Source organism: Streptomyces sp. NPDC005574 (genome assembly GCF_040605435.1).
Lineage (GTDB): Bacteria > Actinomycetota > Actinomycetes > Streptomycetales > Streptomycetaceae > Streptomyces.
The window spans coordinates 24981-36983 of record NZ_JBEXCW010000043.1; the positions used below are offsets into that span (position 1 = coordinate 24981).

Consider the following 12003-nt stretch of genomic DNA (forward strand, 5'->3'; position numbering starts at 1 on the left):
GGGGTAGCGGCGCAGGGCGCTCACGCGGGGGCCCCTTCCTCGGCGTCCTCGGCGCGGGTCTGGAGTCCCAGGCCGATCAGGGACACCGCCATGATGATCACGGTCAGCACGGTGGAGATCGCCGCGCCGTAGCCGACCTGCGTCTTCTCGAAGAACGTGGTGAACGAGAAGTACGACGGCACGTCGGTGGCGCCGCCCGGACCGCCCTTGGTGAGCACGTACACCGCGCCGAACACCTTGAGCGCGGCGATCGTGCACCAGGTCAGCACGACGAAGACCTCGGGCCGGATCTGCGGCAGCGTGACGTGCCAAAAACGCCGCCACCAGCCGGCCCCGTCCAGTTCGGCCGCTTCGTACAGCTGCGGGTCGACGCGCTCCAGGCCCGCCATGAACACGACCAGGGGGAAGCCGATCTGCACCCACACCATCACGCCCATCACGCTGTACAGCGCGATGTCGGGGTCGCCCAGCCAGTCCTGCCGCCACGACCCGAGGCCCACCGCCCCCAGCAGCTCGTTGAGCGAGCCGTCGTCGGGCGCCAGGATCCAGCTCCACACGATGCCGGCGACCGCGATCGGCAGCACCTGTGGAAGGTAGAAGCAGGCGCGCAGCACCGCGGCGACCCTGCTGCCGAAGTGCTTGCCGACGTAGTCGAACAGGGCCGCCGCGAGGACGAGCCCGATCCCCGTCGGCAGCACCGCCATCGCGACGACCATGAACAGGCTGTGCCGGAAGGACGCCCAGAACTCGCTGTCGTCCAGCAGCTCACGGTAGTTGGCGAGCCCCGACCACTCCGGGCTGCCGACGCCCTGCCAGTCGGTGAAGCTCACGGCCGTGTTCATCAGGAACGGGACGATCACGACCGCGAGGAAGCCAAGGACACCGGGCAGCAGGAAGAGCGCGTAGGAGTCGCGGGGGCGGCGCGGGTGGCTCGGGCCGCGATACTCGCGGGCCACCCGCGCGCCCTGTTCGACGGTGACCGTCATCGTCGCGGTACGCCCCTGTCGTACGCCTTCTGCAGGGCGGTGAGGTAGTCGTCGGGTTTCTCGCCGCCGGTGACCAGTTTCTGGGTCTCGGAGACGAGGACGTCGTAGAAACCGGTGACCGGCCAGTCGGGGTAGAAGGCCAGGCCGTCCTCGGCCGACACGGAGTTGAAGTCGGCGATGAGGGACTTCGACTTCGGGTCGGTGATCGCGTCCGCGTCGGCCGCCACCGGGACACCGCCCTTGTCGCCCAGCAGGTTCTGGACCTTCTTCGACAGGGTGATGTCGATGAAGTCGTAGGCGAGGTCCTTGTTCCCGGAGCCCTTGGGAACCACCCACAGGTTGCCGCCGGAGCCCAGGGTGAGGTGCGTGTCCGGCCACAGGAAGGTGCCCCAGTCGAACTTCGCCTCCGTCCGGAAGCGGCCGAACCACCAGCTGCCGGAGAACAGGATCGGCGCCTTGCCCCGGATGAAGGAGACGCCCGCGTCCTCGGCCTTCGCACCGGTGGACTTCCTGCTGATGTAGCCCTTCTTCACCCAGTCGGCGAAGGTGTTCGCGGCGTACGTCCAGGCGGCGTCGTGGAAGTCGTTCCTCCCCTTGTACAGCTCGTAGTTGTCCACCCAGGAGCGGTCGGCCCTGGTCAGGGCGAGCTGGTAGAGGTACTGCTGGGCGATGTACTCCGCGCCGGCGTCGGCGAGCGGGGTGACGCCCTTGGCGACGAACGTGTCCATGGCGGCGGTGAGTTCACCGAGGGTCTTCGGCCGGGCGATCCCGTACCGGTCGAACAGGTCCTTGTTGTAGTAGACCATCGTGTACTCGGCGTAGTTGGGCACGCCGTACCACGCGCCGGAGCCCATCACGCCGTCGGTGTCGTACCGGCTGGTGGTCCGCACACCCGCGCTGAGCTTCCTGTCCCAGCCGCGCTTCGCCACCTCGGCGGTGAGATCGGTGAGCAGGCCCTGCCTGGAGAGCTGCCCGGCCGTCGCGTTGCCCTTGTTGTACTCCATCAGGTCGGGCGCGTCGGAGGAGTTGAGGACCATGGGCGCGGTCTTCTGGATCTGCTCGAAGCCCTTCTCCTCGAACTTCACCTTGACGCCCGGGTGGGTGGCCTCGAACTCCTTGATCGCCTCGTTCCAGGCCGCGCCCATCGCACTGTCGGGGCCCTCGTAGTGCCAGAGTCTGAGCGTCCTGCCGTCGGCGGAGCCGCTGTCCGAGCCGCCGCAGGAGGCCAGGAGCAGCGATCCGCCGAGGACCGCCGCCACCACTCCCGCCACACGCCTTCGTGCCGTCAACATCCCGTGCCTCCGGAGGAGTCGCAGTCGGATGGGTCTCGGGGCGTCACGCATCTGCCGTCGAATCGGTTCGATGCGTGACGTCGAAGCGCTTCGACGGGGGAAGGTATGCCGGGGCCGTGAGCACGTCAATGGGGCGTGCGTGAATCTCCTCCGGTCCCACGCGCGGACCCGCGCTGGGCGAGCGCGATCAGCAGCGCCACCGCGGCCGCCGTCACCGGCACCCCGTAGCCCGCCGCGGGCGACCGGTGTTCCACCATCCAGCCGCCGACCGCGCTGCCCGCGGCGATGCCCCCGAGCAGGCCGGTCACGGCCAGGGTCATGCCCTCGTTCAGCCGGCCGGCGGGCGTGCGGTGCTGCACCAGGGTCATACCGGTGACCATGGTCGGGGCCGTCGCCATCCCGGCCACCAGCAGCGCAGCCGCCAGCAGCGGAAGCGAGCAGGTCAGGGCGGCGGCGAGCAGCGGCAGCGTCAGCAGCGCGGTCATCGCGGCGATGCACCACACGTACCGGCCGGCCGCGGAACCGGCCGGCCGCACCGCCCCGTACAGCAGTCCCGCCGCGCAGGAGCCGGCCGCCTGGAGCCCGAGCACCGGGCCCGCCGCCGAACGGTGGCCGTGCGCGTCGGCGAAGGCGATCGTGACGACCTCCATCGCCCCGAACACCACACCCATGACGAGACACACGGCGAGCAGCGGGGGCATCCCGGGCGCACGCAGGAGGCTGGGCGGGGAGGGGCGCCCGGGGGTGCGTCCCCGGGGTCGGGGTGGCCGGGGTGCGGCGGTGGCCGAGTGGGCCTCACCGGTGCGGCCGGTCGAGCGGGATTCACCGGCGGGAGCGGCGGTGGCCGAGGGAGCCTCATCGGGGGTGGCGGCCGCCGCGGCCGAGTGGGCCCCACCAGCGGGAGCGGCCGTGGCCGAGTGGGCGAGCGGGGGTTCCGTCGATCGCTGGGCGGCGAAGAACAGCACGCCCGACACCAGCAGGATCGCACCGGCCAGCGTGCCGGCCTCCGGGAAGAACGTGCCGCACAGGAACACCGCGAACACCGGCCCGATCATGAAACACAGCTCGTCCGCGGCCTGTTCGAAGGAGTTCGCGGTGTGCAGGGCCGCGGCGTCGCCCCGGAGCAGGTACGTCCAGCGGGCCCGGGACATGCCGCCGGTGTTCGGGGTGGTCGCGGTGGCGGCGTAGGAGGCGAACAGGGTCCAGTCGGGGGCGCCGTAACGTACGCACAGCAGCAGCGCCAGCGAACCCGTCGCCGCGAGCAGCGTCGCGGGTACGGCGATCCGCGCCTGGCCGTGCCGGTCGACCAGCCGCGCGGTCCACGGCGCGACCAGCGCTGTCGCCGCAAGCCCGGTCGCGGTGACGGCGCCGGCCAGCGCGTACGAGCCCCGCGCACCGGCGATCATCAGCACCGCGCTCACGCTGAACATGCCCATCGGCAGCCGGGCCACCAGGTTCCCCACGGTGAAGGCACGGGCGCCGGGCACCTGGAAGAGCCGGCGGTACGGGCCGGGCGGCCGGCCTCCGGTACAGGGGCCGAAGTCGACGGCCACGAGCGTGTCGTTGGTGACGGTGAACAGGGGAGTGGTCCGCGAAGACGGTCGGGACGGCATGGATGAACCGTCACCCGGGAGCGGACGCCGGGTCCAACACCTTCTCCGCACCGATTCACGCACGGGGGTTGTGAATGCGGGTGGGGGCGCCGGACCGGCGGGGCACCCGCGGGCCTGGTCGCGGATGGGCTTGGCACCCTGGCCGGCGGCTTCTGGTCGCGGATGGGCTTGGCACCCTGGCCGGCGGCTTCTGGTCGCGGACCGGCTCCGCACCCCGGCCGACGGCTCCTGGCCGGCCCCGACCCCGGCCCCGACCCCGCTCGCGGACCGGCACCGCGCCCCGGCTGACCGCCCCCGGTCGCGGACCGGCTCCGCGCCTCTGGCCGACCGCCCCTGGCCGAGCCCGGCCCCGGCCCTGGCCCCGTTCACGGATCGGCATCGCGCCCCCGGCCGACCGCCCTCGGCCGACCGCCCCCGCCCCCGTTCACGGATCGGCATCGCGCCCCCGGCCGACCGCCCTCGGCCGACCGCCCCCGCCCCCGGTCGCGGATCGGCACCGCGCCCCGGCCGACCGCCCTCGGCCGACCGCCCCCGCCCCCGGTTAGGGACGCGCTCCGCGCCCCCGCCGCCCACCCCCGCCCCGGTCGCGCACCCCCGAGGTAACTTCGCCGGATGCCCGCCGACCTCGAACCCCGTCTCCTGCGCGCCTTCCTCGCCGTCGCCGAGGAGCTGCACTTCACCCGGGCCGCGGCCCGCCTCCACATCGCCCAGCAGGTGCTCAGCCGGGACGTCCGGCGGCTGGAACGCGAGCTCGGTACCGACCTCTTCGTACGGACCACCCGGCAGGTCACCCCCACGGCCGACGGCGAGCGGCTGGTGCCGTACGCGCGTCGGGTGCTGGCGGCCCAGGATGAACTGCTCGCGGTCTTCGGGCAGGTCAGACCGCTGCTCGTGGACCTGAACTATCCGGATCAGGTCACCGCGCGCCGGGTGCTGTACCTGGCCCGCGAACTGGCCCCGCAGTACGAGTTGATGGCCCGCTACGAGAGCGGGCTGACCGGCGCGGCGGGTGACTTGCTCGCGGGCCGGCTCGACGCGTCCTTCGGGCGGTTCGCCGGGCTGGACCCGGCGCTGCGGGCCGGGCTCGACCACCAGCCCGTCCGTTACGAGCCCATGGCCCTCGTGCTGCCCGAGGACCACCGGCTCGCCGCGCTGCCCAGGATCCCGCTGGCGGCGCTGGCCGGCGAGCGTGTCTACGCGGGCGCCGGGAACCCCCGGACCCCGGAGTGGACCGACCTGGCCCGGCAGTTGTTCGAGGGGCGCGGCATCGAGATCGCGCCGCCCGTCCCGCTGGCCGTCGGGGACGAGGAGTTCCGCCGGATCATGGGAAAGGCCCGGAACCCGATACTCGCGGTGGTGGACTTTCCGGCCATGCCCGGGACGGTGCTCCGCCCCTTGATCGATCCGGTCCCGTTGTCCCCCGTGTCACTGGTGTGGCGAAAGGGGCTGGTGCACCGCGGATTCGACGTTCTTCGACGCGCGGCGGCCCAACTCTCGGCCGACGAAGGGTGGCTGCGGATGCCCGCAGATGGATGGATTCCAGCCATCGACAGCTCCCTCATCCGTGGGCACAATTGACACAAGGCAAACAAGCAACCTCCCGGTGCGCTAGATTCGGGTCCCTGAGCACACTTGCGACAAAGGGGGCGCTCGAACCGGGTGGGGGCCTGGTTCGACTACGAATGCTCAGTCTCGTACCCGCGCCCAGGAACATTCCGTGGGGGGATGTGCGTGCATGTGAAGAATGCGAGCAACGGACGGGAAGATGCCCGTCCCGAATGGCCCGAAGTCGCAACCGCGATCGGTCAGCGTGCTGCAAATAGTGGCGCCACCCAGTCATTTCCGGACAGTGGCGGAACCGGGGTGTTCGCCTCGTCGAGCGCGGCCGAAATCGTGTCCTCCGGCAGTGCTGCCGGGGGCCGTTTCCCGGGCGCCGACGCCAAGGGCCTCTCCGCGGAGCAACCGGCCGGGAACGCCGGCGCCCTGCGCGATCCGTGGGAAGCGCCCAGCCAGATCAACGACCACGACCCGGACGAGGTAACGGTCCAACTCGACGACATCGGCGGCGATCTGGACGATCTTCTGGTCGGGCCGGGCAAGGGCGGGGCCGAGAGCTCCGACGCACCGGTCTTCGTCGACGAGTCGGGCCGCCGCAGCCGCAGGTACCGCCGTATCGGCATGGCCGTCGGCCTGTCCTGCGCGGTCTACGCCGTCGTCATCGTCGTCACCCTGCTGTCCGGCAACTCCAGCGCGCCCTGGCTGCCCGTGCCGGGCCAGCAGGACGAACAGCCGGCCGACAAGGTCGAGACCCCGCCGAAGCCCGAGGAGTCGAAGGGCTCGACCGGCGGCGGTCCCGCTCTGCCCGGGATGCTCCCGACGGCCACCAACGGCACGGTCCTCAAGCCGGGCAGCCGTCCGAGCGCCGCACCCGGCGCGCCCCGCGCCTCCGGCAGCCCCGCCCGGCCGGGCACCTCGACCGCTCCCTCGCCCGCCGCCAGCCGGAGCACCCCGGCGCCGGGCACCGGCGGGATCGCCCCGAGCTCGTCCCCGGTCCCGACGCAGGGCTCGGTCTCGCCCGAACCGACGGCGCCGACCGGCGGGGTCAGCTCCTCACCCGACCCGACGCCGTCCGTCGGCGGCAGCACCGACCCCGGCAACGGCCCGGTGCCCAACGGCCCGAGCGATCCCTCGCCCGTCGCCGAGGGTCCCGCCCCGGTGACCGGCCCGACCGCCGCGCCGTCCGCGACGCCCTCCGCGAACCAGGAGTCCGCTCCCTGATGGCATCCCGCTCCCGCCGTGGCGGGCGCGCGACCCGGACCCGCGACGGTTCCCGGCGTCGCCGTCTGCCCATGCGCCTGTTGCTGCCCGTGCTCGTCCTCGCCGCGCTGATGGCCATGCTGATGCTGCGCGGCTACGTACACAGCGAGATCCTCGCCGACCACCGCGTCCGCTCCGAGGCACCCTCCGACAAGGTGCCGCAGAAGATCCTCGACGGCGGCCCGGTCATCGACACCCGCGGCGGCCGCACCACCTCCCTGAAGGTGCGCGACCACCGTCTCGTCCTGACCTTCGACGACGGTCCCGACCCCGTCTGGACCCCCAGAGTCCTCGACGTGCTGAAGAAGCACCACGCGCACGCGGTCTTCTTCGTCACCGGCACCATGACCTCGCGCTACCCCGAACTGGTCCGGCGCATGGTCGCCGAGGGCCACGAGGTCGGCCTGCACACCTTCAACCACCCCGACCTGTCCTTCCAGTCCCGCAAGCGCGTCGACTGGGAGCTGTCGCAGAACCAGCTCGCCATCACCGGCGCGGCCGGTATCCGCACCTCGCTCTTCCGGCCGCCGTACTCCTCCTTCGCCGACGCGATGGACAACAAGTCCTGGCCGGTCACCCGGTACATCGGCTCCCGCGGCTACATCACCGTCGTCACCAGCGTCGACAGTGAGGACTGGCGCAAGCCGGGCGTCGGGCAGATCATCCGCAACGCCACCCCCAAGGGCGGCAAGGGCGCGATCGTCCTGATGCACGACTCCGGCGGCGACCGCCACCAGACCGTGCAGGCACTGGACCGGCTCCTGCCACAGCTCAAGGCCGACGGCTACGCGTTCGACAACCTCACCGAGGCCCTCGACGCGCCCAGCGCGCACACCCCCGTCACCGGGGTCGACCTGTGGAAGGGCAAGGCGTGGATCTCCCTGGTCGAGGCATCCGACGAGATCACCGGCGTGCTGGTGGTGTGCCTGGCCGTCATCGGCTCCCTGGTCATCGCCCGCTTCGGCCTGATGTTCCTGCTGTCCGGCGTGCACGCCCGCCGGGTCCGGCGCCGCGACTTCCGCTGGGGACCGGCGATCACCGAACCGGTGTCGGTGCTGGTACCGGCGTACAACGAGGCCAAGTGCATCGAGAACACGGTCCGCTCCCTCATGGCGAGCGAGCACCCGATCGAGATCCTCGTCATCGACGACGGCTCCGCCGACGGCACCGCCCGGATCGTGGAGGCCCTGGACCTGCCCGACGTGCGGGTGATCCGGCAGCTCAACGCGGGCAAGCCGGCCGCCCTCAACCGCGGTCTGGCGAACGCCACGCACGACATCGTCGTGATGATGGACGGCGACACGGTCTTCGAACCGTCCACCGTCCGCGAACTGGTGCAGCCCTTCGGCGACCCGCGCGTGGGCGCCGTCGCCGGCAACGCCAAGGTCGGCAACCGTGACACCCTCATCGGCGCCTGGCAGCACATCGAGTACGTGATGGGCTTCAACCTCGACCGCCGCATGTACGACGTGCTGCGCTGCATGCCCACCATCCCCGGCGCGGTCGGCGCCTTCCGGCGCACCGCCCTCGAACGGGTCGGCGGCATGAGCGACGACACGCTAGCCGAGGACACCGACATCACCATGGCGATGCACCGGGACGGCTGGCGCGTGGTCTACGCCGAGAAGGCCCGCGCCTGGACCGAGGCCCCGGAGTCGGTCCAGCAGCTCTGGTCCCAGCGCTACCGCTGGTCGTACGGCACCATGCAGGCGATCTGGAAGCACCGCCGCGCCCTCGTCGAACGGGGACCCTCCGGTCGCTTCGGCCGCGTCGGCCTGCCGCTGGTGTCCCTGTTCATGGTGGTCGCCCCGCTCCTGGCCCCGCTGATCGACATCTTCCTGCTCTACGGCCTGGTCTTCGGCCCGACCGGCAGAACGGTCGCCGCCTGGTTCGGCGTCCTGGCGGTCCAGGCGGTCTGCGCGGGCTACTCCTTCGCCCTCGACCGCGAGTCACCGGCCCCGCTGATCTCACTGCCGCTGCAGCAGATCCTCTACCGGCAGCTCATGTACGTCGTCCTGCTCCAGTCCTGGATCACCGCCCTCACCGGCGGCCGCCTGCGCTGGCAGAAACTGCGGCGCAAGGGCGGGGTCTCCGCCCCGCCCGGTACCGCACCCGCCCCGCGCGCCGAGGTCCTGGACGGGAGGCCGGTCCGATGAGCACCGTCCCGCCCGCCGGCCCGTCCCCGACGACCCGTGTCCCCACCCGGAAAGCCTTCGACATGACGGCACCCACCACGCCCACGCCCACCGGACCGCCCGGCGCCGAGGCGGCCGTACCGACCGGTCCCGCCGGCGCCGAGGCGGCCGTACCCGCCGGGCCGCCCGGCACGGACGCGACAGGGGCGCCGGGGCAGACCGCCCGGCAGAGCACCGACCAGGCCGCCGAGACGACCCGGCGGGCACCGTCCCGCGACCGCTACTTCGACCTGCTGCGCGCCATCGCCCTGTTCCGGGTGGTCTTCTACCACCTGATGGGCTGGGCGTGGCTGCCCGTGCTGTTCCCGTCCATGGGCGTCATGTTCGCGCTGGCCGGCAACCTCATGGCGCGCTCGCTCAAGCGCCGCCCGCCCATCGAAGTGATCCGCGGCCGCATGCGCCGGCTGCTGCCCCCGCTGTGGCTGCTGGGCGCGATCGGCGTCACCGGCATGCTGCTCCAGGGCTGGGGTCCGAACTCCGAGGGCCACCCCGGCTGGTGGTGGCTGCACCTCACCTTCTGGATCCTGCCGCTGAGCGAACCGCCCGCCGCCGACAGCCTCGCCGGCGTCCACGGCTTCGTCGGCGGGGACTGGGCCTACGAACTGGCCGTACCCCTCTGGTACATCCGTGCCTATCTCTGGTTCGTCCTGCTCTCCCCGGCCCTCCTCAAGGCCCTGCGCGTGCTCCCGTGGGCGACGATCCTCTCGCCGGTCGTCCTGTGCGCGGCCCTCGAGTTCGGCTACGTCACCATCCCCAGCACCCGCCTCGACTCGACCGTGTCCGACTTCGCCACCTTCGGAGCCTGCTGGATCCTCGGCATGGCCCACCAGGAGGGCATCCTCAAGCGCATCCCGCGCTACGCGGTGCCCTCCCTCGCCCCTGCCGTCGCGCTGCTCGGCCTCTGGTACGCGCTCACGCACGGCTTCAAGGCGGGTCACGACCTCGACGACATCCCCTTCGGACAGGCCCTGTGGTCCGTCTCGACGGTGCTGTTGCTGCTGCACTTCAGCCCCTCGTGGTCCGAGTGGCCCCGCCGGCTGCGCCGCTGCGACAAACTGGTCACCCTCCTCAACTCCCGTGCGGTGACCGTCTACCTCTGGCACAACGTGTGCATCGTCGCCGCCGCCACGATGTGGGACCAGCTGTGGGGCTTCGAAGTGCTCGAGGTGCACACCCCCTGGCTCCTGGAGAGCTCCTGGCCGGTCCTGCTCGTCACCTGGATCCTCACCGCCGGATGCATCGTCTGCTTCGGGTGGATGGAGGACGTGGCGGCGAAACGGAAGCCGAGCCTGTGGCCGACCGGCTCGGCCGGACGCGGCGCCCGCGCCGGGGCGCACCGCGCCTGACCCGAACCACGGCGCCCGCGCCGGGGCGCACCGCGCCTGACCCGAACCACGGAGCCCGCCGTGCCGCACGGCGGGCTCCGGCTGTCGAGGGCCGGCTGCATGGTCCCGACCTCTCATCCCGCCTTCCCGCGGGGTGAGAGCAACGTTCCTTTCCGGTCACTCACAGCCACAGCGCGGAAACGCGCCCTCCCTACCTTCGGGACTCATCACCGCTCATCGCCCTGAACGACCGAGCCCCGGAGCACCGTGGAGGCGTCATGACAGCCCCTAGCACAGCCCCCGCACCCCCGAGCAGGGGCGGCCGCTGGATCCAGCAGTGGGATCCGGAGGACGAGACCTTCTGGAACGAGACCGGAGAGAAGGTCGCCCGCCGCAACCTCGCCTTCTCCGTCCTGTCCGAGCACATCGGGTTCTCGATCTGGACCCTGTGGTCCGTGCTGGTGCTCTTCATGGGCCCGGAGTACGGCCTCACCCCGGCCGACAAGTTCCTGCTCACCTCGATGGTGACGCTGGTCGGCGCGGTCGTGCGGGTGCCCTACACCTTCGCCGTGGCGATCTTCGGCGGCCGGAACTGGACCATCATCTCCGCCAGTCTGCTGCTCGTCCCGACCATCGCCGCGTTCACCGTGATGGAACCGGGGACGTCCTTCGGCACCTTCCTGCTGGTCGGTCTGCTCGCCGGCATCGGCGGCGGCAACTTCGCCTCCTCCATGACCAACATCAACGCCTTCTTCCCGCTCAGGAGGAAGGGCTGGGCGCTCGGTCTGAACGCAGGCGGCGGCAACATCGGCGTCCCCGTCATCCAGCTGATCGCCCTCGCGATCATCGGGGCGAGCGGCGGCCCCCGGGTGCTGCTGGGGATCTACATCCCGCTGATCGTCGTCGCCGCCGTCCTCGCCGCGCTGTTCATGGACAACCTCGCGTCCGTGAAGAACGACACCGGCGCCGCCAGGGACGCCGCGAAGGACGGACACACCTGGATCATGGCCTTCCTCTACGTCGGCACCTTCGGGTCCTTCATCGGCTACAGCTTCGCCTTCGGGCAGGTGCTGACCAACCAGTTCGGCCGCACCCCGCTGGAGGCGGCGTACGTCACCTTCATCGGCCCGCTGCTCGGCTCGCTGATCCGTCCCGTGGGCGGCCGGCTGGCCGACACCTACGGCGGCGCGAAGATCACGCTCTACAACTACGTCGGGATGGGCGTGGCGACCGCAGTCCTCATCGCCGCGAGCATGCAGAAGTCGCTGGCCCTGTTCACCGGCGCGTTCGTGGTGCTGTTCGTCCTCACCGGCCTCGGCAACGGCTCGACGTACAAGATGATCCCCGGCATCTTCCAGACCAAGGCCCTCGCCAAGGGGCTGACCGGTGAGGAGGCCGCGGCCTACGGGCGCCGGCTCTCCGGTGCCTCCATGGGCCTGATCGGCGCGGTGGGCGCGCTCGGCGGCGTCGCCATCAACCTCGCCTTCCGGCAGTCCTTCCTCACCTCCGGCACCGGCACCGGCGCCTTCGTCGCCTTCCTCGCCTTCTACGCCGCCTGCTTCGCGGTCACCTGGGCCGTATACCTTCGACGTCCGGCCGCCTCGGCGCCCGGCACCTCCGCCGCAGAGGCGAAGCCGCAGCTCAGCTACGCCGAGGTGTGACGTAACACCAGCGACACGAAGCCGAACCGAGCCTGTCACGCACCGTTGACAGGCTCGATCGGCGTGAAGGTGCGAGACACCTCCTGAAGGCGCAACGACTCCGAGCGCGGGACG

Annotated in this window: 8 protein-coding genes; 5 read left to right on the forward strand and 3 right to left on the reverse strand. The window is 71.6% G+C overall.

The features are described from left to right. Window positions 1-20 precede the first annotated feature (20 nt). The 3 genes from ABZT03_RS25245 to ABZT03_RS25255 all read right to left on the reverse strand — a co-directional run bounded on the left by ABZT03_RS25245 (window position 21) and on the right by ABZT03_RS25255 (window position 3891). Window positions 21-986, reverse strand: coding sequence for a sugar ABC transporter permease (locus ABZT03_RS25245; protein ID WP_356042864.1), 966 nt, complete (start codon window positions 984-986; stop codon window positions 21-23). Further along, a complete protein-coding gene (locus ABZT03_RS25250; protein WP_356042866.1) occupies window positions 983-2278 on the reverse strand; it encodes an extracellular solute-binding protein in 1296 nt (431 codons plus the stop codon). The genes ABZT03_RS25245 and ABZT03_RS25250 overlap by 4 nt, the downstream gene beginning before the upstream one ends. A gap of 125 nt (window positions 2279-2403) precedes the next feature. After that, window positions 2404-3891: an MFS transporter gene (locus ABZT03_RS25255; RefSeq protein ID WP_356042868.1), complete on the reverse strand. Its 1488-nt coding sequence runs from the start codon at window positions 3889-3891 to the stop codon at window positions 2404-2406. Between the two features lie 612 nt (window positions 3892-4503). On the opposite strand from ABZT03_RS25255, the gene ABZT03_RS25260 reads away from it, so the two are divergent. The 5 genes from ABZT03_RS25260 (at window position 4504) to ABZT03_RS25280 (ending at window position 11889) form a co-directional block, all read left to right on the forward strand. Further along, the gene (locus ABZT03_RS25260) at window positions 4504-5469 is read left to right on the forward strand and encodes a LysR family transcriptional regulator (RefSeq protein ID WP_356042869.1); all 966 of its coding nucleotides are present in this window, start codon (window positions 4504-4506) and stop codon (window positions 5467-5469) included. A gap of 285 nt (window positions 5470-5754) precedes the next feature. Beyond that, window positions 5755-6669, forward strand: a complete 915-nt coding sequence (locus tag ABZT03_RS25265) for a hypothetical protein (protein ID WP_356042871.1) — start codon at window positions 5755-5757, stop codon at window positions 6667-6669. After that, window positions 6669-8864: a glycosyltransferase gene (locus tag ABZT03_RS25270; protein WP_356042873.1), complete on the forward strand. Its 2196-nt coding sequence runs from the start codon at window positions 6669-6671 to the stop codon at window positions 8862-8864. Before ABZT03_RS25265 ends, ABZT03_RS25270 begins: the two co-directional genes overlap by 1 nt. Continuing rightward, window positions 8861-10249 carry an acyltransferase gene (locus ABZT03_RS25275; protein WP_356042875.1) on the forward strand — a complete coding sequence of 463 codons (1389 nt, stop codon included), beginning with the start codon at window positions 8861-8863 and terminating at the stop codon, window positions 10247-10249. The genes ABZT03_RS25270 and ABZT03_RS25275 overlap by 4 nt, the downstream gene beginning before the upstream one ends. Before the next feature lie 257 nt (window positions 10250-10506). Continuing rightward, window positions 10507-11889, forward strand: coding sequence for a nitrate/nitrite transporter (locus ABZT03_RS25280; RefSeq protein WP_356042877.1), 1383 nt, complete (start codon window positions 10507-10509; stop codon window positions 11887-11889). Window positions 11890-12003: the final 114 nt, after the last annotated feature.

Excerpts from the sequence above, each read along its gene's own strand:
- ABZT03_RS25245 (WP_356042864.1), bottom strand. The coding sequence starts at position 986 with ATGACGGTCACCGTCGAACAGGGCGCGCGGGTGGCCCGCGAGTATCGC.
- ABZT03_RS25250 (WP_356042866.1), bottom strand. The coding sequence starts at position 2,278 with ATGTTGACGGCACGAAGGCGTGTGGCGGGAGTGGTGGCGGCGGTCCTC.
- ABZT03_RS25255 (WP_356042868.1), bottom strand. The coding sequence starts at position 3,891 with ATGCCGTCCCGACCGTCTTCGCGGACCACTCCCCTGTTCACCGTCACC.
- ABZT03_RS25260 (WP_356042869.1), top strand. The coding sequence starts at position 4,504 with ATGCCCGCCGACCTCGAACCCCGTCTCCTGCGCGCCTTCCTCGCCGTC.
- ABZT03_RS25270 (WP_356042873.1), top strand. The coding sequence starts at position 6,669 with ATGGCATCCCGCTCCCGCCGTGGCGGGCGCGCGACCCGGACCCGCGAC.
- ABZT03_RS25275 (WP_356042875.1), top strand. The coding sequence starts at position 8,861 with ATGAGCACCGTCCCGCCCGCCGGCCCGTCCCCGACGACCCGTGTCCCC.
- ABZT03_RS25280 (WP_356042877.1), top strand. The coding sequence starts at position 10,507 with ATGACAGCCCCTAGCACAGCCCCCGCACCCCCGAGCAGGGGCGGCCGC.